The following is a 20,438-nucleotide window of genomic DNA, read 5'->3' as shown; positions in this document are numbered from 1 at the left end:
GAGGCAGGCGGCCCAGGGCCGCCTGGCAAGTGCGCTCAGCGCGGGAAGGTGTCGAAGGTGCCCGAGAACTGGATCAGACCGTTGTAGAAGTTCTGGTACCAGGTGCCCGAGTTGGGCGTCTTGAACGTGTAGACCATGGTGTAGGGCAGGCTGAAGAAGTCGCTGGTCTGGATGGCTTCCTCCACCGCCGTGTTGGCCGAGAGCCGCTTGTAGCTGTAGCTGCCCTTGGAGTTGATGTTACCGGGGCCGAAACCCTGGAAGCTCAGCGTGCCGTCGGCGGCATAGCTTTGCAACACCAAGCCGGCCGAGGGGAAGACGCCGGGCGGCAGGGTCGGCGCCAGCGCCTGCTTGATGATCAGGGCCACGTGCAGGCCGGCGTTGCTGGCCGGGGCCAGCTGCTGGGCCGGGCCGGGCTGGCTGGGTGCGACGGTGAAATGTCCGCTGAGCTGTTGCTGCCCATGGTTGAGGCTTTGCACCCAGGTGCCGCCACGCGGATGCTCGAAGCTGTAGCGGGTGCTGGACTGGGCTTGGCCGCTATCATCGACCGAGCGCTCTTCCAGCATGTGGTCGCCGCCATGGCGCAGTTGGTAGCTGCCGCTGGCCTGGCGATGGCCGGGGCCGCCGGCGCCCTGCGAAGTCCAGAGCCCCTGCGCCAGATAGCGCTTCACGATCACGCCCTGGTTGGGCAGCGCTGCGGCCGGGGCCACCTTCTCGATCTGCAGATTCAGGTCTAGGCCGACCAGTTGACTCGGCGCCAGGCTAGCCGTGGCCTGACGTTCGGCATCGGCCAGCGCGGGCGCGCTGGGAAGCAGGGCGCCGAGCAGCAGCGCCAGTGACAGCGACAGGGCGGCGCCAGGCGCGCGGCGGCGCTGGCAGGGGATAGCGGTGGGTGTAGACATGGTGAGCCGGGCTCTCGTGGTTGAACAGGAGACCGATTCTGTGAAGGCGGCCCGGCAACCCTGTGTGTTTCGAACGAAGATGACAGCGTCACGCACACGGGCACGCCTAGCTCTCCTTCAGCGGCGCCGGTGGAACACACAATTGCTCGCATTCGCGCCCGGCAGGCGGGTTCACAATCGATGCAGGGCAAGCCGGATCCAACACCATGATGGGCAGCAGACCAAACGGGCGGGGGGCAGGGGCATATGGCTGGCTGGCCGCGCTCACGCTGTGCTGCATACCCTGGGCCGCGCTGGCCGCCGATGAGCCCGAGGCGGCCTCGCCAGAGGTGGAGCAAGCGCTTGAGAACACGCGCCGCTCGGTGCGCTCCAGCACCGAATGGCTGGCGCGCGGGGTGGATGGCTGGTTCGGCAACAAGCCCTTCTCGCAGGGCGGCAAGGTCAGCGACGGCCTGCTGGGCCTCACCCTGCTGACGCGCCAGCATGAGAAGGCCGACTTCAGCCTGCGCTTCAACGCGCGCGTGCGCCTGCCCAATCTCGAAGACCGCGCCTACCTCTTCCTCGGCCGCGACGACCGGCGCGAGGTCATCAGCGACAAGCCCGACGCCTTCTCGCGCCAGCAACGCCTGCTGCCCGAGAACCCGGCCGACCGCGCCTTCTTCGCCGGCATCGGCCTGCTGGCGCATGAGTCGTTGCAGTTCCGCCTGGGCCTGCGCGGCGGCCTCAAGCCCTATGCGCAGGCGCGCTACAAGAAGCCCTGGCAGCTCGGCCCGGCCGATCTGGTGGAGTTCCGCGAGACCCTGTTCTGGTCGCTCGACGAGCGCCTGGGCTCGACCACCGCGCTCTCCTACGAGCATGCCTTCAGCGCCACGCTGGCAATGCGCTGGCTGAATGCCGCCACCATCACCCAGCACTCGAAGAAGTTCGAATGGTCCAGCGGGCTGGGCGCCTACCGCTCCTTTGGCGACCAGCGCCTGCTCTCGCTGGAGGCCTTGTGCAACGGCCAGCAGGGCTCGGGCGTGGCGGTGTCGGACTATGGCCTGCAAGTGAAGTGGGAGCAGCCGCTGCACAAGGACTGGCTGCTGGGCGAGCTGCTGGTGGGCCATTTCTGGCCGCGCCCGGATGCGCTGAGCCCGCGCGGCCGCGCCTGGGCCCTGGGCGGCAGCCTGAAGATGAAGTTCTGAGACGGGCGCTGTCGAATCCGGCCACGGCCCTTCGTCGTGGGCATGCGGGCTGCTACAAAAGCAGCCGGCGCTTCACGCAACCACCATCAAGGAGCCTCTCATGACCCAGGCCATCGCCTATCTCGCCTTCAACGGCAACTGTGCCGACGCCATGCGCTATTACGAACGAGCCCTGGGCGGCAAGCTCGAGGTGCTGATGAGCGGCGCGGAGTCGCCCATGGCGGCACAGATCCCGCCCGAGTTCGCGCAGCGCATCCTGCATGCGCGCCTGGTGCTGCCCGGCGGCGGCATGCTGTACGCGGGCGACGCACCGGCCCACCTGCCCTACGAGGGCATCAAGGGCGTTTCGATCACGCTGGACTATGCAAGCACGGCCGAGGCCGAGCGCGTATTCGCCACCCTGGCCGAGGGTGGCCAGGTAACCATGCCCATGCAGGGCGCCTTCTGGGCCAAGCGCTGGGGCATGCTGATCGACAAATTCGGCACGCCCTGGATCGTCAATGGCGAGCTGATCGCCGTTTGAGGCGGCTCAGAAACCCAGCAGCGGATCGCGTGTGGTGGCCACGGCCATCACATAGCCCAGCATCAGCAGTCCCGCCAGATAGGCCAGCAGGCTGAACTCGCCGCGGCCCATCGCCCAATGCCCGCAGGCCAGGTAGGCGGCGATGGCGATGAACTTGGCGAGCAGCCAGGTGTGCACCAAGGGGTTGTAGTTGAGCGAGCCCCACAGGCTCAGGCCGGCGATCACCAGCAGGAAGTTGACGCCGAACACCAGCGCGCGCAGGCGCACGTCCAACGGCCATTCGGCCTTGAACTGCAGGGCCAGGCCGCGCACCAGAAAGAGCGCCACGCTGCACCAGGCCAGCAGGATGTGCATGTCCTGCATCTGCGAATAGAACCAGCTCATATCGAATCCCTCTGTGCAGAGCTTGGGCAGCGCCCGGGGCGCTGTCAAGGCAGGCTGCTGTCATCTTGCTTTAGGAGGCCGGCGCTTGTGGCCGGCCGGGCGACATGGTATCCATTCCCTGGGCCAAGCCCTGGCCCGCCCTGCGGGAGCCGCCATGAGAGTTCGCAAGACGAGTGCTGGCCTGACGGTGCGCGCCATTGCCGGCAGCCATGTGGTGCTGCTGGCCATGCACCTGGATGCCAGCCGCTGCCCGGGCCTGCTGGGCTTTGCCATCCACCGCAGCGACCACGACGAGGACGAGGCCTATTGGCTGGAGGGCATGAAGACCTTCGCCGCCACCGACCCCGGCTTCGGGCCCGAGGCGCGCTACTCGACGCGCCAGCATCCCATCCAGGGCTTCACCTGGTCGGACTTCAGCGCCAAGCCCGGCCATCGCTACAGCTACCGCGTGGTGGCGCTGCGCGGCAGCCCGCAGAACCTGCTGGCCAGCGAGGCGGTGACGCTGACGGTGGCCACCGAGACCGAGGCCGGCGGCGACCACGATGTGTTCTTCAACCGCGGCGCCGCCGCCTCGCAGGAATACGCGCGCCGCTTTGCCGGCACGCCCAGCCTGGCCCAGGCGCCCGACACCGACCCGCGCTGGGCCTGGCTCTCGCGCGGTGCCTTCGAAGCCATCGAGCAGTTCATCGCCGCGGCCAGCGGGCCCGGCTTCGGCCTGCGCGTGGCGGCCTACGAGTTCCGCCTGCCGGCCGTGGCCGAGGCCTTGCGTGCCGCCAGGGCGCGCGGCGTGGACGTGCAGATCGTCTACGACGGCTGCCCCAACCCGCCCGATGCCAAGACCGGTGCGGTGTTCCCGCGCGACGACAACCGCGCCACCGCGGCGGCCGCCCAGCTGCAGGCCATCTGCACCGAGCGCGTGACCCAGGTCGGCGTGAAGAACCCGCCGATCTCGCACCACAAATTCATCGTGCGCCTGCAGGGCGGGGCGGCCGAGGCGGTGCTCACCGGCTCCACCAATTTCTCCCGGGGCGGGGTGTTCGGCCAGTCCAACGTCGTGCATGTGGTGCAGGACCCGAAGGTGGCGGCCGCCTATCTGCAATGCTGGCAGCTGATCGCCGCCAACCCCACGCCGGCGCAGCTGAAGCCGGCGCTGGCGGCGCTGAACGTCAGGCCCGCGGGCAAGCCCCTCAAGGGCGGCAACTGGCTGTTCAGCCCCCAGCCCGGCCTGGAAGCGCTGAACTGGTATGCCGAGATCGCCGCGCGCAGCCCCGGCGCGCTCTTCATGACCTTCGCCTTCGGCATGAACGATCTCTTCAAGGCCGCCTACCGCCAGGGTCAGGCGCCCTTGCGCTACGCCCTGCTGGACAAGCTGCTGGGCCCCGGCATCAGCAAGGCCAGGCAGGCCGCGGAAGAGGCCGAGATGCTGGCGCTGCGCAAGATGCCGCAGAACCGCTTCGCGGTGGGCAACCGCATCGCCGCCAACAGCTTCGACCGCTGGGCCAAGGAGACGCTCACCGGCCTGAACAGCCATGTGCAGTACATCCACACCAAGTTCCTGCTGGCCGACCCGCTGGGCCCCGACCCCATCGTCATCACCGGCTCGGCCAATTTCAGCGCCGCCTCCACCAATGCCAACGACGAGAACATGCTGGTGATACGCGGCAACAAGCGCGTGGCCGACATCTACCTGGGCGAGTACATGCGCTTGTGGAACCACTACGCCTTCCGCGAATGGCTGGCCGCCGGCGCGCCGGGCGCCACGCCCGAGTTCAAGCACCTGGACGTGAAGGACAGATGGTGGCGCGGCTACTTCGGCAACAGCGACCGCAGCCGCCAGCGCGCCTACTTCGCCGGCGTGGCCGGCTGAGCCGCGGCCTCGGTGCGGCTGAAGAAGTCCCACATCACCTCATTGGCCGAGAGCGCCTGCGAGGGCGCGCCCTTGGCGCGGCGCACCGTCCCGCCGCCCGGCCAGGCATGGCCGCCGCTGTCGGTGACGCAGAGCTGCACCGCCGCGCCGCCGCGGCAGGCGGCGTAGCGGTCGCAGTAGGCGCCCGGCCGCTCGAGCACGCGGCTGGCCTGGGCCTGGCAGGCGTTGCGGGCGATCCAGCCGGCCAGGGTGGCGGGCACCGAGCGGAACTCGGTGACCTGGCTGCGGTCGCGGAAGGCCTGCGGGCCGGCGCCGCCGCCAAACAGCACATGGTCGTCGTCGCGCGCGTGGATCAGCAGCACCGCGATCGGGCGCGCCGGGCTGCATTGCTGCGTGTTGTCGGTGCCGGCCACGGCGGCAATGCCGCTGAACAGATCGGCCGCCTCGCAGGCCAGGCGCTGCGCCATCATGGCGCCGTTGGACATGCCGGTGGCGTAGATGCGCCGCGCGTCCACCGGCAGGCGGGCCTGCACATCGGCCACCACGGCGCGCACGAAGCCGACATCGTCGACACCCTGGTCGCGCGCGCGGCCGCAGCAGTTGCCGGCATTCCAGGTCGCCAGCCGGCCGCCTGGAAAGGCGCTGCTGCCGTTCGGGAACACGGCGATGAAGCCGGCCTGTTCCGACTTGCTGATGAGGCCGTATTTCGCGTCATCGGCCTGCAGCTCCATATGCCCGCCACCACCATGCAGGGCCAGCAGCAGGGGCGCGGGCTGGCCGGGCACCAGGCTGCGCGGCACATGCAGCAGGTAATGGCGCGTCAGCCCGCCATGCTGGAGGCTGAGGCGGTAGTCGCCGGGCGCGCTGATGGGGCTGGCCGTGGCCGACAGCGCGCCGCAGGCCAGCAGCAGGGCGCCAAGCAGGCGCGCACGCCAGCCCATCGCTCAGCCCCCCACCGGCAGCGCGGTGCGGTTCACCACATGCTGCAGCACGAAGCTCGAATGCACGCCGGTGACGCCCTGGATGCGCGTCAGCTTGCCCAGCAGCAGGCTCTGGAAATGGTCCATGTCGCGCACCACCAGCTTGAGCTGGTAATCGGCCTGCTGGCCGGTGATGAGCAGGCATTCCAGCACCTCGGGCAGAAGCCGCACCGAGGCCTCGAAGTTGGCAAAGCGCTCGGGCGTGTGCAGGTCCATGGAGATATGCACCAGGGCCATCAGGCTCAGGCCCAGCTTCTTGGCGTCCAGCAGGGCGCGGTAGCCGGCGATCACGCCGGCCTCCTCGAGCGCACGCACGCGCCGCAGGCAGGGCGAGGGCGAGAGGCCTACACGGTCCGCCAGCTCCTGGTTGGCGATGCGGCCGTCCTCCTGGAGGACTTGCAGAATCTGCCTGTCAATTCGATCCAGCTCCATGACTACGGTCCACAATCCTAGGGTTGACGCAATTCTCTGCCAATGTCCGCAAAGATCAAGCCATCTTCGCAATTTTCTGCCCCGCCCCGCCGCCTACACTGACTGCACTGCAATCAGCAGCGAACAAAAAGACCGCCGGCCAACGCCATGCGGTGCAGGCGCGGCCCACCAAGACCGCTGACCCTGCAGCCCGAACACCCCAGGCACCACAAGCGTCTGGGGTTGCGGCGTTGGCGCGGCGGCTGCCGCAGCGCTAAGGCCCGGTCTTCAAGCCCAGATAGCTGGAGCCGCGGCGCTGCTCGGCGCCATAGTGCACGCCGAAGCCCCCCAGCTCCAGCTCGCCCAGCGTCGCCAGCGCCTGCTCCAGGCTCTCGCGCGTGAGCGGCGGCTTCGCGTGCCGCAAGCCCTCCACCAGCACGCGCGCGGCCAGGTAGCCCTCCAGGCTGATCGAGTCGAAGCTCTTCTCACCGGCCTCGCGCATGGCCTGCTGGTAGGCCGCCACCACCGGGATGCTGCGATCCTCGGCATCGGGCACCACCTGGGCCACGGTCACGCCCTGCATGGCCGCGCGCAGAGCCTCGCGCAGGGGCTCCAGGCCGACAAAGGAGAGGCTGTAGAAGCGGCCCTTGAAGCCGGCCGCGCGCGCCTGCGTCACGAAGGCCGCCATGCTGGTGTAGGTGCCCACTACGAAGATCGCGTCGGCGCTGCTCTTGCCCACCAGGGCGTGCACGCCCTCTTGCACGTCCACGGTATTGCGCTTGAAGGTGGCCACCGCGCCCAGCGCGATACCCAGGGGCTGGATGCCGGCGCGCATCGCCTCCAGCCCGGCGCGGCCGAACAGATCGGCCTGGTACATCACGTTGAGGCGCTTCACGCCGGCCTTGTGCATGGCCTGCGTCAGCGCCACCGCCTCCTCGCGGTAGCTGGCGCGCACATTGAAGACCTGCGGGTTGCCGGGCTCCGACAGGATGTCGGCGCCGGTGAAGGGGCCCAGAAAGGGGATGCGCCAGCGCCGCACATAGGGCAGGGCCGCCTTGCTGGTGGGCGTGCCGACATAGCCGAACAGCGCCAGCACGCGCTCGTCCTCGACGAAGGCGCGCGTGTTGGCCTCGGCCTGCTCGGGTTCGTAGGCGTCGTCACGCAGATCGAGCACGATGCGCGCGCCGGCGATGCCGCCATGCCGGTTGACCTGCTCGAAGCAAGACCTGGCCCCGGCGTGGTAGCGCCGGCCCAGCGCCGCGGCCGGCCCGCTCAGCGCCGCCGAGGCGGCGATGCGCAGCTCGGCCTCGGCGGCGGCAGCGCTGCCACCGCCGCCCGCCAGCAGACAGGCGAAGGCCCAGAGGGCGCGGCGGCGCGAGCGGTTCGGCATGGTGCCGAGCAGTCTTTCAGGTCCGCCGCCAAAAAGCAAACGCCCGCGGCCAGGTCCGCGCGTTTACCAGACCTTGCAGCGCTCGGCCTGCGGCTTGACCATCTGCTGCCCGGGCTTGCAGGCAAAGGCTTTCTCGAACTCGGGCATGTTCACCACCACGCCATTGATGCGGTAGCGGCCCGGCGAATGCGGGTTGGTGAGCGCCTGCACGCGCAGCGCCTCGGGGCGCGCGTTGTTGCAGTCCCATTGCGCGAAGCCGACGAAGAAGCGCTGCTCGGGCGTGAGGCCGTCGCGGTTTTCCAGCGCCATGCCGGCGGTGTGCGCCTTCCAGGCCGACAGCGCCAGCACCAGGCCGCCCAGGTCGGCGAGGTCCTCGCCCAGCGTGAGTTTGCTGTTGATCTTGATGTCGTCGACGATGGTGTACTGGGCGTACTGGTCCACCACGCAGGCAGCGCGCTGCTCGAAGGCCTTCGCATCCTTCCGCGTCCACCAGTCCTTCAGATTGCCCTTGGCATCGAACTGCCGGCCCTCGTCGTCGAAGCCATGGATCAGCTCGTGACCGATGGTGCCGCCGGTGTTGCCGTAGTTGGGCGCGGCGTCGAGCCTGGCGTCGTAAAGCGGCGGCTGCAGCACCGCGGCCGGGAAGTTGATGTCGTTCATCTGCGCGTTGTAATAGGCGTTCACCGTCTGCGGTGTCATGCCCCATTCGCCGCGGTCCAGCGGCTTGCCGATCTTGGCCAGCTGGCGCCGGGCCTCGAAGGCGTTGCCGCGCTGCACATTGGCGAGGAAATCGCTGCGCGAGACCTCGAAGGCGCCGTAGTCGCGCCACTGGTCGGGGTAGCCGACCTTGTTGACGATGCTGTGCAGCTTGTCCATCGCGCGCGCCTTGGTGGCCGCGCTCATCCAGGGCAGGGCCTTCACGCTCTCGGCCATCGCGGCCTCGATCTCGCCGGTCATCTTCTGCGTCTGGGCCTTCAGCTCGGGGCTGAAGTTCTTCTGCACGAACTCCTGACCCAGGGCCTCGCCCAGCTGCGCGTCCACCAGCTCGACGCAGCGCTTCCAGCGGCTCTTGAGCTGCGGCACGCCATTCAGCGCCTGGCCGAAGAAGTCAAAGTTCAGCTGCACCAGCTCCTGGTTGAGATAGGGCGCCGCACTGCTCACCAGCTGCCAGCGCAGATAGGTCTTGAGCTCGTCCAGGCTCATCGCCTTGAGATGCTTGTCCAGCGCCTTGAAGAAGGCCGGCTCGGTGACGTTGACGGTGTTGAGCCTGGCATCCACGCCGAGCGCGCGCCGGTAGGCGGCCCAGTCGAAGCCAGGGGTCAGGTCTTGCAGGCCGCGCGCGTTGAGTTTGTGGAAGGTCTTGTAGGGGTCGCGTTTGTCGACGCGGCTGAGCGTGGCGCGCGCCAGCAGGGTCTCGGTGGCCAGCACGCTGCGGGCGGCGGCCTGCGCGGCGGCGGGGCTTTCGCCCAGGGCCTCGAAGGTGCGCGCGATATGGCTGCGGAACTGCTCGCGCAGCTGCAGCGCCTTCTCGTCCTGCTGCAGATACATGTCGCGGTCGGGCAGGCTGATGCCGCCGGCCACCGCGAAGGCGATCACCTGGCTGGAGTTGGCGAAATCCTGGTTGGCGCCGAAGCCGAAAAGCAGGCGGTCGTTGCCGCTGACCAGGTGCAGGGCGGCCAGCAGGGCCGGCAGCTGCTGCTTGCTGCCGAGCGCGGCGATGCGGTCCAGCAGCGGCTGCAGCGGCTTGAGGCCCTGCGCGTTGGCGGCCTCCTCGTTCATGCAGGCGGCGAAGTAGTCGCCCATCTTGGCCTGGTTGGCGCTCAGCTTGGCGCCGGCGGCGCCGTCCCTGGCCAGCTGCTCCAGCGTGCCCCAGAGGTAGCGCTGGTTCTCGTTGGCCATCTTGGCATACACGGACCAGCGCGACTGGTCGGGCGGCACCGGGTTGTTGGTCAGCCAGCCGCCGCAGGCATATTGGTAGAGGTCCTCGCAGGGATCGGCCGTGCGATCCATCGCCGCCGGGTCGAGGCTGGGCGTGTAGGGCAGGCTGGCGAGGGGCGTCTCCTGGGCGGCGGCCAGGCCGCAGACGGCGGCGGCGGCGAGGGACAACAACAACTGCTTCTTGGGCATGGTGCGGCTCTTTGGTGAAGAGCCGGCATTCTCGGCCAAGCGCGGGCCGCGCTCAAAGGTCACCCAGCAGCGCCAGCAGGCGCTGCCAGAGCTTGTTGCCGGCCAGGCCGTTGCTCATCAGCACCAGGCCGCTGCCGCGCGCCGGCGCGAACTGGCTGAAACAGCGGAACCCCGTGCTGTTGGTACCGCTGTGATAGGCGATCAGGCCCTGCGCGCCGCGCTCGACCGCCCAGCCCAGGCTCCAGAACACCCGGTCGCCGCGCGCCCGCGCGGGCCGCGGCAGGGGCTGGCGGTCGCCGGCCTCGAGCTGCGGTGCCAGCATGGCGCTGCGCCACTCGGCGCCGAGCGCATGCGCCGCGCCGGGCCGCGGCTCCAGCAGGGCGGCGATGAAACGCGCGTAGTCGGCGGCGCTGGTGTAGAGGGTGTAGCCGGCATTGGCCCGGCGGTAGTCGCTGGCCGGCAGCGGCCGGCCGGCTTCGTCGTGGCCGCGCGCGCGCAAGGCATCCAGCGCGGGCGTGAGCACAAAGCCGCTGTGGCCCATGCCCAGGGGCTGGAACAGCTGGCGCTCGGCCAGGGCCTGCAGCGGCAGGCCGGTGATGCGCTCCAGCACGCGCTGCAGGTAGTAATAGCCCTCGCCCGAATACGCGAAACGCGCGCCGGGCTCGAAGCCGAGCTGCAGCGGCCCATGCTCGGCATCGCCGGCGCGCCAGTTGGGCAGGCCCGAGCTGTGCGAGAGCAGCATGCGGGCGGTGATGCGCGCCTGCGCCGGCTGCGCAGGTTCGAAGCGCTCGTCCGCGTAGTCCAGCACCGGCCGGTCCAGCGCCAGCCGCCCGGCCTGCACGAGCTGCATGGCCAGATAGGCCAGCACCGGCTTGCTCATCGAGGCGGCCTCGAACACCGTGTCGGCGCGCACCGGCTCGGCGCCGCCGCGCTCGCGCAGGCCCAGGTGGGCGGCCCAGCAGACCCTGGCCTCGCGCAGCAGCACCAGGCTCGCGCCCGGCACGTCCAGCTCGGCCAGCCAGGCCGGCAGTTCGCGCGCCAGCTGCGCAAGGCGTGCATCGGGCGCGTCGGCGGCCTCCGGCTCGGCCGCCCGCCCTCGCCCGGGCAGGGCCAGCATGGCCAGCGCCGCCAGGCTCAGGCGCCGCCCGGTATCAGCGGAACTGGTACTGCGCGCTGAGGTAGAAGAAGCGGCCACGCGTGTCGGTATAGCTCGGGTCATAACCGGACAGGAAGAACCAGGCCTGCTGCGAGAACGGCGGGGCGGTGTCGAACAGGTTCTTCACGCCGGCGCGCAGGGTCAGCGCGGCGTTGAACTTCCAGGCCCCGGTGAGGTCCCACAGCGAGTAGGCGCCCACCTGGCGATCGACCTTGCCGATCACGGTCTGGTCCGTGTAGGCGGACAGGTAGCTGTTGGACAGCGTGGCGCTCCAGGGGCCCTGCTCCCAGTCCGCCGCCAACGTATGGCGCCAGCGCTGCACCACGCCATCGTTGATGAAGTGGCCCAGGTTGCTGATGTAGGGATCGCCATTGCCGGTCTGCTGCTTGGACTCCAGCGTCCAGGTGCCGTTCAGGCGCAGGCCGAAGGTGCCGATGCTGCTCTTCAGGCCCGACAGCGCCACACCCAGGTCCACGCCCGAGATCTTCTGGCGGCCGCGGTTTTCCTTCACCAGGTCGATGTGGTCGATCACACCGTCCTCGTCGCGGTGCACCAGGCTGCCATATTTGTCGAGATGGGCCAGGATGGAATCCACCCCCAGGGTGCTGATCAGCTCGCGCTTCTGGATGTTCCAGTAGTCGAGGCTGAAGTTCATGCCGCGCTGCGGCTCCAGCACCGCGCCCAGCGAGAACTGGCGCGAGCGCTCGGGCTTGAGCTTGGGGTTGCTGAACTGGAAGGTGGCCCAGGTGTCGGAACAGTCGGTCACGGTGTTGCCGGGGTCGGCGGCCATGCACACCGGGTCCACCAGGGTGGCGGCGGTGCCCTGGGTGACCGGGCGGTAGAGGTCCGACAGGCTGGGCGCACGGAAGCCGGCGCCCACCGAGGCGCGCAGCAGCAGCTCCTTGGACGGCACGTATTTCAGGCCCAGCTTGGGGCTGGTGGCGCTGCCGGTGACCTGGTAGCGCTCGTAGCGCAGGGCGGCCTGCAGTTCCAGCTCCTTGGTGACCGGCGCGCTGAGCTCGGCGAAAACGCCGGCCACCTTGCGCGAATGGCCGAAGTCGGCATCCGGGCCCTGCGAGGTCTCGCCCAGGATCAGGTCCTGCGCCAGCGCATCGGACTGGCGGTAGTTCTGCTTCTCGCGGCGGAATTCGCCGCCCAGGGCCAGGGCCAGGTCGCCGCCGGCCAGGGCCCCGAGCGCGCGGCTGGCCTTGAAGTCCAGGCTGTCCATGCTGCCCTCGGCGCGCCGCACCTCGCCGCGGATCTGCGCCGCCTCGTACAGCGCCAGGCCGGCCGCGCTGGAGGGGCCGAAGGGGTTGAGCGTGCCGGCGGCAAAGCCGTCGCGGATCATGGGCTCGTTGAGATAGCCCTGGTGGTCGCGGTCGGAGACGGTGCTGCTGCTGTGGTTGAAGGCGACCTCGTAGTCCCACTTGGCGAGCGTGCCATTCACGCCGGCCACATAGCGCTGGTTGGTCGACACCAGCTCGCTGGTGCGCAGGCCGGCCTCGCTGAGCCGGGTGCGCACGGTCATGATGCGGTCTTCGTCGTCGGCCGCCAGCTTGGCCAGGCTGGTGCCGGCCAGCGCGGGCACCTTGGACACATCCATGTCGGCATCGACGCGATTCGGCGTGCCGGTGTACAGGGTCTTGGAGCGGCTCAGCGAGGCCTCGGCAAAGAACTGGTGGCCGCTGCCCAGATCGAACACGCCGCGCCCGAACAGGCTGGCCTTGTCGGACTCCGGGTAGAGCTCGATGTCGCGCATGTAGTCGTAGGTGCAGCCGTCCACGCCGCCGATGCCGTCCGGCAGGTAGAGCGAGGAGGGCGCATTGCAGCCCTTGGCCGCGGCCGGGTTGATGGTACGGCTGCTGATGACGCTCTTGCCATTGGTGGAGAAGCCGTCGGCAACGAGTGAGCGGCGCTGCGCGCTGCTGAGCCGGATATTGCCGGGGAAGGAGGCGCTGGAGAGCAGGTCCGGCAGGCGCTCGGGGATCTTCAGCTCGTCGATGAACTTGCGCTGGTTGGCGTTCAGGCTGCTGGTGCGCTGCAGGTCGATCACGCCGAACACATTGAAGCCGTCGCGGCTCACGTCGCCAGCGCCGCCGGCCACCGAGGCGGTGCGCTTGGCTCCGCCGCCCTCGCTGGTGCCGCCGGCACTGGCATTGAGCTCGACGCCGCGGTAGTCCTTGCGGGTGATGAAGTTGATCACGCCACCGATGGCATCGCTGCCGTAGAGCGCCGAGGCGCCGTCCAGCAGCACCTCGACGCGCTGGATCGCGGCGGCCGGAATGCTGTTGAGGTCCACGCCCGAGGCATCGCCGGGCGAGGCGAAGTTGGCCATGCGCCGGCCGTTCAGCAGCACCAGCGTGGACGACACGCCGATGCCGCGCAGATTGGCGCCATTCATGCCCATCTGGTCGCGGAAGCCGCCGTAGCCGATGCTGCCGCCGTCGGTCAGGTTGCTGGCGCTGGCGCTGAGCCGGGCGACGATCTCGGCCGCGGTGGTGAGGCCCTGCTTGGTGATGTCCTCGCGGCTGATCACCTGCACCGGCAGCGCGCCCTCGCTCTCCAGGCGCTTGATGGCGGAACCGGTGATCTCCACGCGGTTCAGCGTGTCGGTGCTCTGCGCCCAGGCCGGCAGGGCCAGCATCAGGGCCGCGGCCAGCGCGGTGCTGCGCATTTGCGGCGGCAGCGAAGATGCGGCGAGGTAGGGGCGCAGGGCTGGTTTCATGCTTGCTTCTCCAAGGGGGTGACGGGCAATTGAACGACGGAACGCGCCGGGCCAGTCTAGGAACAGCCGGCCCCGCGACCACCACGGGTTTTCGCGCCAAGTCGCTTGCTTGCAACTGGCTGTCGCTTCAAGGCAAGCCGCGCCGCGGCCGCTTGCGTGGAAGCGACATGTAGTTTTTCAATTGCGCGGCCGGCAGCGCCCCGCATGGCCGGGGCCACGCCGCGCTGCCATCATCGGCACCTAACGCGGCACTTGGCCATCACCAGCATGCAAAGCAACTCCCGACACCCCCTGAGACTCGGCGCGCAAGGCCTGACCCTCTTGCTGGCCAGCGCCTGCTGGCTGTCCGCGCAGGCCGCCACGCCCAGCGCAGCCAAGACGCCGCCCGCGCCCAAGACCCCGCCGGCGATCAGCCATGTGCTGGCCGCGCCGCCCGCCAGCGATGCGGCCGAGCCGGCCATCAAGGGCCATGCGGTGCCGATCGGCGGGGCGCTGAAGTCCGACAACGACGAGGTCTGGGGCCGGCTGGTGAGCCTGGCCGGCGGCAAGGGCGCGCGCTTCGTGGTGTTCGGCACCGCCGCGGAAGATCCGGAAAGCAGCGCCAAGCAGGTGGTGGAGCTGCTGCAGCGCCGCGGTGCGGTGGCCGAGGCCCTGCCGGTGGCGCCCAAGTTCGGCTGGGTGGACCTCAACAAGGTGGTGCGCGACCCGGCCCTGATCGCCAAGGTGCGCAATGCCAAGGGCGTGTTCTTCACCGGCGGCTCGCAGGAGCGCATCGTCGACGTGCTCTACCCCGGCGGCCATGCCACGCCCATGCTCGACGCGATCTGGGACGTCTACCGCCGCGGCGGGGTGGTGGCCGGCACCTCGGCCGGCGCCGCCATCATGAGCAAGGTGATGTTCCGCGACGCGCCCAGCGTCATCAGCATCATGAAGGGCAAGTGGACCGAGGGCAAGCAGATCGACCGCGGCCTCGGCTTCGTCGGCCCCGATCTGTTCGTCGACCAGCATTTCCTCAAGCGCGGCCGCTTCGGCCGCATGATCCCGCTGATGATGGCCAAGGGCTACAAGCTGGGCCTGGGCGTGGAGGAGAACTCGGCCGCGGTGATACGCGGCGACGAGGTCGAGGTGATCGGCGGCAAGGGCGCCCTGCTGGTGGATCTGACCGACGTGAAGAGCGACCCGACCCTGGGCGCGCTCAACCTCACCAATGCGCGCCTGACCTATCTGGACCATGGCGACCGCTTCAACCTGAAGACGCGCGTCACCACGCCGTCAGCCCTGAAGCTGCGCAGCCAGAGGCTCGAGCCCGGCGCACCCGACTTCAAGCCCTACTACACCGACCCGCTGTTCTATTCCGACATGCTGGGCGATTCGGCGATCTCCAACGCGATGAGCTATCTGATCGACAGCAACCTGCCCGAGGTGCGCGGCATCAGCTTCGAGGCCGCGCCCAAGCCGGGCGAGAGCCTGGCCGACCTGGGCTTCGTGTTCCGCCTCTACAAGGGCCCCGGCAGCATAGGCTGGAGCACCGACGAGCTGGGCCCCGAGGACTACACCGTCATCAACCTCTACCTCGACATCACCCCGGTGCGCCTGCCGCAGCCGCTCTACGGCCCCTGGGCGCCGGCCAACCGCGGCACCAGCCCCGCCGCGACCGAGCGCGACGGCAGCGCGCAATAGGCGGTCGGGCCATGCAGATCGTCCGCCATGCCCTGCTCCCGGCCACCCCGGGGCTGACACATGAACTCATCAGCCTGCATTACGGCCGCCCCGGCCACGGGCTCAAGGCCAGCATCCAGGCCTCGCTGCACGCCGACGAGGTACCGGGCATGCTGGTGGCCCAGCACCTGCGCGAGCTGCTGGACGAGCTGGAAGCCGCCGGCCGCATCGAGGGCGAGATCGTGCTGGTGCCGGCCGCCAACCCGCTGGGCATGAGCCAGTGGCAGCTGCGCGGCATGCAGGGCCGCTTCGAGTTCTACAGCGGCGAGAACTTCAACCGCCACTATGCCGACCTGGCCGAGCCGGTGGCACACCAGGTGCAAGGCCTGTTGGGGCCGGACCCGCTGGCCAATGTGCAGCTGGTGCGCGCGGCACTGCGCGAGGCGGTGGCCGCGCTACCGGCCGGCACCGTGCTGGCCAGCCTGCGCCGCACCCTGCTGAGCCTGGCGATCGATGCCGACATCGTGCTGGACCTGCATTGCGATGGCGAGGCCCTGCTGCATTTCTATACCGCCGAGGCGCTCTGGCCCGAGGCCGCCCTGCTGGGCCGCTGCCTGGGCGCCGAGCTGGCGCTGCTGGCCGATGCCTCGGGCGACGATCCCTTCGACGAGGCCTGCTCGATGGTCTGGGCGCGGCTGCGCGCGCGCCTGGCCAACGGCCCCAGCGCCGGCTGGCCGCTGCCGCTGGCCTGCCTGGCCGCCACCATCGAGCTGCGTGGCGAGGGCGATGTGCGCCACGAGCTGGCGCGCCGCGACGCACTGGCCATCGTGCATTACCTGGCCGAGCGCGGCCTCATCAGCGGCGCCGTGGCGCAGCTGCCCGAGCTGGCTTGCGAGGGCCTGCCGCTGTCGGGCTCGATGCCGCTGCTGGCGCCGCAGGGCGGGGTGCTGGTGTTCCTGCGCGAGGTCGGTGCGCGCCTGCGCGCCGGCGAGCCGGTGGCCGAGCTGATCGACCCCATCAGCGGCCAGCGCAGCATCGTCACGAGCCCCATCGACGGCCTGTTCTTCGCGCGCGAGAACCGCCGCATGGCGGTGCCCGGCATGCGCCTGGGCAAGGTGGTGGGCCGCCAGGCGCTGCGCGCCGGCAAGCTGCTGTCGGCCTGAGAGACTGTGCAGCATTGGCCTTAGGATGAGTCGGTGCCCGGCCCGATCAAACTGACGCGTTGCGCCTTCCTGCTGCTGCCCGGCTTCGGCCTGCAGACGCTGGCGGGCGCCATGGAGGCGCTGGCCGCCGCCAAGCAGCTGCTGGACGGCGAGGCCTACGAGAGCCTGCTGCTGGGGGCCGAGCGCAGCGTCACGGCCGGCGTGGGCGCACGCCTGCAATGCCAGCCGCTGGCCGAGCTGGGCCAGCTGGGCGAGGACGCGCGCGAGCCCGGCCTGGACGCGGTGTTCGTGGTCAGCGATGGCGCCTGGCAGGAGCAGGAGGCGCTGGCGCCCGCGCTGCTGCCCTGGTTGCGCGCCTGCGCCGCGCGCGGGCTGGTGCTGGGCGGCCTGGGCTGCGGCGCGGCCTGGCTGGCCGAGGCCGGCCTGCTGCGCGGCTACCGCGCCACGCTCAGCTGGCCGCATGGCGCGGCGCTGGCCGAGCGCCACCCCGAGGTGCTGCTGAGCCAGCATCTCTACGAGCTGGACCGCGACCGCCTCAGCTGCGCCGGCCAGCAGGCCAGCCAGGACCTGCTGCTGGCCTGGCTGGGCCAGCGCCACGGCGAGCGCATCGCGCAGGAGCTGGCCATGGCCCTGGGGCTGGAGCGCCTGCGCGGCCGCGACGAGCACCAGCGCCAGAGCGGCCGCCTGGGCGGCGCCGGCAACAACGGCGGCTCGGCCAAGCTGGCCGAGGCGGTGGCGCTGATGGAGGCCAATCTCGGCGAGCCGCTGTCCACCGAGGACATCGCCGGCCTGGTGGGCGTGTCGCGCCGCCAGCTGGAGCGCCTCTTCAAGCAGCATCTGGACACCCTGCCGGCGCGCTGGTACCTGAGCCTGCGGCTGGAGCGGGCGCGCCGCATGTTGCGCCAGACCAGCCAGTCGGTGCTGCAGATCGGCCTGTCCTGCGGCTTCGCCACCGCCTCGCACTTTTCCAACGCCTACCGCGCCGGCTTTGGCTGCACGCCGCGCGAGGAGCGCAGCCGCCAGAGCCAGGCCTGGCGCCCCCCGCATGAGGATTCGCCATCATGAGTGACCACCACCCGCTGTGCCGCTACCTGCTGCGCCCGGCCCTGCCCGCCGACCTGGCGGCGCTGGAGCGCCTGGCCCATGCCAGCGCGATCGGCATCTCCTCCCTGCCCAGCAACCGCGCGGCCCTGCAGGACAAGCTGGAGCGCTCGGCCCATGCCTTCGAAAGCGAGGACGACGCCACCGGCGAGGAGATCTATCTGTTCGTGCTGGAGGATCTGGCGCGCGACGGCGCCATCATCGGCACCAGCGGCATCGAGGCCAGCCCCGGCTTCCACGATCGCTTCTACAGCTACCGCAACGAGTTCATCGTGCAGGTGAGCCCCGAACTGGGCACGCGCAACCGCATCCACACCCTGCACCTGTGCCACGACCTCACCGGCGTGAGCCTGCTGACCGGCTTCCACATCGACCCCGCCTATGCCGACGGCCTGGCGCCGCAGCTGCTGTCACGCGCGCGCCTGCTCTTCATTGCGCAGTTCGCCGAGCGCTTCTCCGACCGCATCGCCTCCGAGAACCCCGGCCCGGCCGACGACAACGGCGGCTGCCCCTTCTGGGACGCGGTGGGGCGGCGCTTCTTCGACATGGACTACCCCAGCGCCGAGGCCCTCACCAGCGGCCGCAACAAGGCCTATATCGCCGAGCTGATGCCGCAGTCGCCGATCTATGTGCCGCTGCTGGACGAGCCCGCGCAATGGGCGCTGGGCCAGCTGCACGCGGTGGGCGAGCTGCCCTTCGCCATCCTGCTGGACGAGGGCTTCGAGGCCGACACCTATATCAACATCTACGACGGCGGCCCCACCGTGGAGGGGCGGCTGCAGACGCTCAAATCGGTGCGCCGCGCGCGCCGCCGGCCCAGCCAGGCCGGCACCCTGCAGCCCGGCGCGCGCTGGCAGCTGGTGAGCAACGGCCGGCGGCGCGATTTCCGAGCCGTGCTGCTGCCGGCCGATGCCGGCGCGGCCCTGACCCTGGACGAGGCCAGCGCCGCCGCGCTCGGGCTGCACATCGGCGAGCCGGTACTGGCCGCGCCACTGGACTGGGCGGGCCCGCCGGATGGCCCTGAGGAGCAAGCATGATGCAAGGCCAAGGCCTGCGCGTACGCGCGGTGAGCCCCAAGGACCTCGCCAGCGATGGCCTGCGCGCCTTGCTGCGCGCCGATACTGACACCACCCTGCCGGCAGCGGGCAGCGCCGAACAGTGGCTGCTGGTGGAGCAGACGGCCAGCGGCCAGCCGCTCGCCTGCCTGCGTCTGCGGGCGGGCATCGGCCTGCAGACTCCGCGCCACTGGTACCACGTGGGCTGTGTGGTGCACGCGGCCAAGCCACTGCGGCTGTTCCACCGCCAGACCACCCTGCTGCTGGGCAGCGACCATGCCGGCGCCAGCGAACTGGCCGATCTCTGCTGGGCGCGCGCGGGCCTGAGCCTGGCCGAGCAGGCCGCGGCCTTGCGCCTGCTGCTGCGCGGTGCGCTGCTGCAGCTGGCCGAGCAGCGCGCCGCGCACGGCAGCACCCTCATCATCGAACTGCCTGGCCAGCGCGACAGCGAGGGCCGTTCACCCTTCTGGCAAGGCCTGGGCCGGCACTTCTATGCCGGTGATGTGGTGGGCGATACGGCCAGCCTGGTGGCCCGCCATGGCCGCGACTGGCGCGCCCTGGTCGCCGTGCTGCTGCCACGCCAGCCGGTCTACGCCTCCTTCCTGCCGGCCGCCACGCAGGCGGCCATCGGCCAGGTGGATGCCTCGGCGACGCTGCTGCTGGAACTGCTGGGCGCCGAAGGCCTGGCCTACGACCACCATATCGGCATCATCGACGGCGGCCCGGTGCTCGCCGCCTGCATAGACCGCCTACCGGCGCTCAGCGCAGACCCGCGTTGATCTTTTCCAGCACCTCGCCGCCCGGGCAGAGCTCGGCCTCGCCCAGGGTGTTGAGCGGCCAGGCCACGGTGTTCAGGCCCAGGTGCAGATCGCGCGCCTCCGGGTCCACATAGAGCAGGCCGGTGGCGATCTCGCCGGCGGCGTGCAGGGCCTGCACCTGGTTCATCGCGGCGATGCGGTCGGTGGCGTCGTAGTCGGGCTTGACGCGGCGCAGCCGCATGGTGCTGCCGTCGTGTTGGGGCACGCACACCAGGTCCTCGTCGCCGCCCACGGTCTGCTCGGGCGCCAGATCGATGAAGTCGATGCGGCTGACCGCCTCGTTGTGCTCGCGCACATAGTCGTAGCTGCGCGTGCTGCCGGCATGGTTGTTGAAGGCCACGCAGGGGCTGATGACGTCGATGAAGGCGGCACCGCCATGGCGGATCGCGCCCTCGATCAGCGGCACCAGCTGGGCCTTGTCGCCGCTGAAGCCGCGCGCCACATAGGTGGCGCCCAGCTGCAGGGCCAGGCTCACCAGATCGATCGCGGCGTCGTGGTTGACCGCGCCCTTCTTGGCCACCGAGCCGCGGTCGGCGGTGGCGCTGAACTGGCCCTTGGTGAGGCCGTAGACGCCGTTGTTCTCGACGATGTAGACCATGCGCACGCCGCGCCGCATCGCATGCGCGAACTGGCCCAGGCCGATCGAGGCCGAGTCGCCATCGCCCGAGATGCCCAGGTAGAGCAGGCCGCGATTGGCCAGGTTGGCACCGGTCAGCACGCTGGGCATGCGGCCATGCACGGTGTTGAAGCCATGGCTGGCGCCGAGGAAATAGTCCGGCGTCTTGCTGGAGCAGCCGATGCCGCTGAGCTTGGCGACGCGGTGCGGCTCGATGTCGAGCTGCCAGCAGGCCTGCACGATGGCCGAGGAGACCGAATCGTGCCCGCAGCCGGCGCACAGGGTGGAGACCTTGCCCTCGTAGTCGCGCCGCGTGTAGCCGACGCGGTTCTTCGCCAGCGAGGGATGGTGGAGCTTGGGTTTGGCCAGGTAGGTCATTC

At 70.1% G+C, this 20,438-nt stretch carries 17 protein-coding genes; 8 read left to right on the top strand and 9 right to left on the bottom strand.

Features of this window, described 5'->3' with window-relative positions; translation table 11 throughout:
- Positions 1-35: 35 nt before the first annotated feature.
- Entirely contained in the window at positions 36-899 is an 864-nt protein-coding gene (locus AC3WQY_RS14285; RefSeq protein WP_492709270.1) for a hypothetical protein, read from the bottom strand.
- A 206-nt stretch (positions 900-1,105) separates the two neighbouring features.
- Here AC3WQY_RS14285 and AC3WQY_RS14280 point away from each other — a divergent pair, with 206 nt between their 5' ends.
- Positions 1,106-2,083, top strand: a complete 978-nt coding sequence (locus tag AC3WQY_RS14280; RefSeq protein ID WP_492709268.1) for a hypothetical protein — start codon at positions 1,106-1,108, stop codon at positions 2,081-2,083.
- 100 nt (positions 2,084-2,183) lie between these two features.
- A complete protein-coding gene (locus AC3WQY_RS14275) occupies positions 2,184-2,606 on the top strand; it encodes a VOC family protein (protein ID WP_492709266.1) in 423 nt (140 codons plus the stop codon).
- Positions 2,607-2,612: 6 nt separating this feature from the next.
- Here AC3WQY_RS14275 and AC3WQY_RS14270 read toward each other — a convergent pair whose 3' ends face one another.
- On the bottom strand, positions 2,613-2,990 hold the full coding sequence (locus AC3WQY_RS14270) for a SirB2 family protein (protein WP_285234446.1): 378 nt from the start codon (positions 2,988-2,990) through the stop codon (positions 2,613-2,615).
- A 154-nt stretch (positions 2,991-3,144) separates the two neighbouring features.
- Between AC3WQY_RS14270 and AC3WQY_RS14265 the strand changes: the two genes are divergently transcribed.
- Positions 3,145-4,857 carry a phospholipase D-like domain-containing protein gene (locus tag AC3WQY_RS14265; RefSeq protein ID WP_492709264.1) on the top strand — a complete coding sequence of 571 codons (1,713 nt, stop codon included), beginning with the start codon at positions 3,145-3,147 and terminating at the stop codon, positions 4,855-4,857.
- Here the strand turns inward: AC3WQY_RS14265 and AC3WQY_RS14260 are convergent.
- The 6 genes from AC3WQY_RS14260 to AC3WQY_RS14235 all read right to left on the bottom strand — a co-directional run bounded on the left by AC3WQY_RS14260 (position 4,833) and on the right by AC3WQY_RS14235 (position 13,646).
- A complete protein-coding gene (locus AC3WQY_RS14260; RefSeq protein WP_492709262.1) occupies positions 4,833-5,798 on the bottom strand; it encodes an extracellular catalytic domain type 1 short-chain-length polyhydroxyalkanoate depolymerase in 966 nt (321 codons plus the stop codon). The genes AC3WQY_RS14265 and AC3WQY_RS14260 overlap by 25 nt on opposite strands.
- A gap of 3 nt (positions 5,799-5,801) precedes the next feature.
- A complete protein-coding gene (locus tag AC3WQY_RS14255; protein ID WP_285234449.1) occupies positions 5,802-6,269 on the bottom strand; it encodes an Lrp/AsnC family transcriptional regulator in 468 nt (155 codons plus the stop codon).
- Between the two features lie 253 nt (positions 6,270-6,522).
- Positions 6,523-7,638 (bottom strand): ABC transporter substrate-binding protein, encoded by a 1,116-nt coding sequence (locus AC3WQY_RS14250; protein ID WP_492709260.1) that lies wholly within the window; start codon positions 7,636-7,638, stop codon positions 6,523-6,525.
- A 63-nt stretch (positions 7,639-7,701) separates the two neighbouring features.
- Entirely contained in the window at positions 7,702-9,765 is a 2,064-nt protein-coding gene (locus tag AC3WQY_RS14245; protein ID WP_492709258.1) for a M13 family metallopeptidase, read from the bottom strand.
- Between the two features lie 52 nt (positions 9,766-9,817).
- The gene (locus tag AC3WQY_RS14240; protein ID WP_492709256.1) at positions 9,818-10,960 is read right to left on the bottom strand and encodes a serine hydrolase domain-containing protein; all 1,143 of its coding nucleotides are present in this window, start codon (positions 10,958-10,960) and stop codon (positions 9,818-9,820) included.
- On the bottom strand, positions 10,917-13,646 hold the full coding sequence (locus tag AC3WQY_RS14235) for a TonB-dependent receptor (protein WP_492709255.1): 2,730 nt from the start codon (positions 13,644-13,646) through the stop codon (positions 10,917-10,919). Before AC3WQY_RS14235 ends, AC3WQY_RS14240 begins: the two co-directional genes overlap by 44 nt.
- 267 nt (positions 13,647-13,913) lie before the next feature.
- On the opposite strand from AC3WQY_RS14235, the gene AC3WQY_RS14230 reads away from it, so the two are divergent.
- Genes AC3WQY_RS14230 through AC3WQY_RS14210 form a run of 5 tightly spaced genes read left to right on the top strand, consistent with a single transcriptional unit; the run spans position 13,914 to position 19,403 of the window.
- On the top strand, positions 13,914-15,326 hold the full coding sequence (locus tag AC3WQY_RS14230) for a cyanophycinase (protein WP_492709253.1): 1,413 nt from the start codon (positions 13,914-13,916) through the stop codon (positions 15,324-15,326).
- Positions 15,327-15,337: 11 nt separating this feature from the next.
- Complete coding sequence (locus tag AC3WQY_RS14225; RefSeq protein WP_492709251.1) at positions 15,338-16,468, top strand: succinylglutamate desuccinylase/aspartoacylase family protein; 1,131 nt, start codon at positions 15,338-15,340, stop codon at positions 16,466-16,468.
- Positions 16,469-16,501: 33 nt separating this feature from the next.
- Entirely contained in the window at positions 16,502-17,533 is a 1,032-nt protein-coding gene (locus AC3WQY_RS14220; protein WP_492709249.1) for a GlxA family transcriptional regulator, read from the top strand.
- Positions 17,530-18,606, top strand: a complete 1,077-nt coding sequence (locus AC3WQY_RS14215; protein WP_492709247.1) for an arginine N-succinyltransferase — start codon at positions 17,530-17,532, stop codon at positions 18,604-18,606. Before AC3WQY_RS14220 ends, AC3WQY_RS14215 begins: the two co-directional genes overlap by 4 nt.
- On the top strand, positions 18,603-19,403 hold the full coding sequence (locus AC3WQY_RS14210) for an arginine N-succinyltransferase (protein ID WP_492709245.1): 801 nt from the start codon (positions 18,603-18,605) through the stop codon (positions 19,401-19,403). The genes AC3WQY_RS14215 and AC3WQY_RS14210 overlap by 4 nt, the downstream gene beginning before the upstream one ends.
- On the opposite strand, the gene AC3WQY_RS14205 is transcribed toward AC3WQY_RS14210, so the two are convergent.
- Positions 19,384-20,436, bottom strand: a complete 1,053-nt coding sequence (locus AC3WQY_RS14205; protein ID WP_492709243.1) for a 2-oxoacid:ferredoxin oxidoreductase subunit beta — start codon at positions 20,434-20,436, stop codon at positions 19,384-19,386. The genes AC3WQY_RS14210 and AC3WQY_RS14205 overlap by 20 nt on opposite strands.
- Positions 20,437-20,438 lie beyond the last annotated feature (2 nt).

The sequence above is a fragment of the Roseateles sp. FW301-B2 genome (genome assembly GCF_058788955.1).
The sequence above is the reverse complement of the archived record's forward strand: the minus strand, read 5'-3'. Positions and strand labels throughout refer to the sequence as shown.

What these genes read in the sequence shown, in the direction of transcription:
- AC3WQY_RS14285 (WP_492709270.1), bottom strand. Translation starts at nt 899, where the DNA reads ATGTCTACACCCACCGCTATCCCCTGCCAGCGCCGCCGCGCGCCTGGC.
- AC3WQY_RS14250 (WP_492709260.1), bottom strand. Translation starts at nt 7,638, where the DNA reads ATGCCGAACCGCTCGCGCCGCCGCGCCCTCTGGGCCTTCGCCTGTCTG.
- AC3WQY_RS14280 (WP_492709268.1), top strand. Translation starts at nt 1,106, where the DNA reads ATGATGGGCAGCAGACCAAACGGGCGGGGGGCAGGGGCATATGGCTGG.
- AC3WQY_RS14205 (WP_492709243.1), bottom strand. Translation starts at nt 20,436, where the DNA reads ATGACCTACCTGGCCAAACCCAAGCTCCACCATCCCTCGCTGGCGAAG.
- AC3WQY_RS14275 (WP_492709266.1), top strand. Translation starts at nt 2,184, where the DNA reads ATGACCCAGGCCATCGCCTATCTCGCCTTCAACGGCAACTGTGCCGAC.
- AC3WQY_RS14265 (WP_492709264.1), top strand. Translation starts at nt 3,145, where the DNA reads ATGAGAGTTCGCAAGACGAGTGCTGGCCTGACGGTGCGCGCCATTGCC.
- AC3WQY_RS14225 (WP_492709251.1), top strand. Translation starts at nt 15,338, where the DNA reads ATGCAGATCGTCCGCCATGCCCTGCTCCCGGCCACCCCGGGGCTGACA.
- AC3WQY_RS14235 (WP_492709255.1), bottom strand. Translation starts at nt 13,646, where the DNA reads ATGAAACCAGCCCTGCGCCCCTACCTCGCCGCATCTTCGCTGCCGCCG.
- AC3WQY_RS14270 (WP_285234446.1), bottom strand. Translation starts at nt 2,990, where the DNA reads ATGAGCTGGTTCTATTCGCAGATGCAGGACATGCACATCCTGCTGGCC.
- AC3WQY_RS14210 (WP_492709245.1), top strand. Translation starts at nt 18,603, where the DNA reads ATGATGCAAGGCCAAGGCCTGCGCGTACGCGCGGTGAGCCCCAAGGAC.
- AC3WQY_RS14230 (WP_492709253.1), top strand. Translation starts at nt 13,914, where the DNA reads ATGCAAAGCAACTCCCGACACCCCCTGAGACTCGGCGCGCAAGGCCTG.
- AC3WQY_RS14215 (WP_492709247.1), top strand. Translation starts at nt 17,530, where the DNA reads ATGAGTGACCACCACCCGCTGTGCCGCTACCTGCTGCGCCCGGCCCTG.
- AC3WQY_RS14255 (WP_285234449.1), bottom strand. Translation starts at nt 6,269, where the DNA reads ATGGAGCTGGATCGAATTGACAGGCAGATTCTGCAAGTCCTCCAGGAG.
- AC3WQY_RS14245 (WP_492709258.1), bottom strand. Translation starts at nt 9,765, where the DNA reads ATGCCCAAGAAGCAGTTGTTGTTGTCCCTCGCCGCCGCCGCCGTCTGC.
- AC3WQY_RS14260 (WP_492709262.1), bottom strand. Translation starts at nt 5,798, where the DNA reads ATGGGCTGGCGTGCGCGCCTGCTTGGCGCCCTGCTGCTGGCCTGCGGC.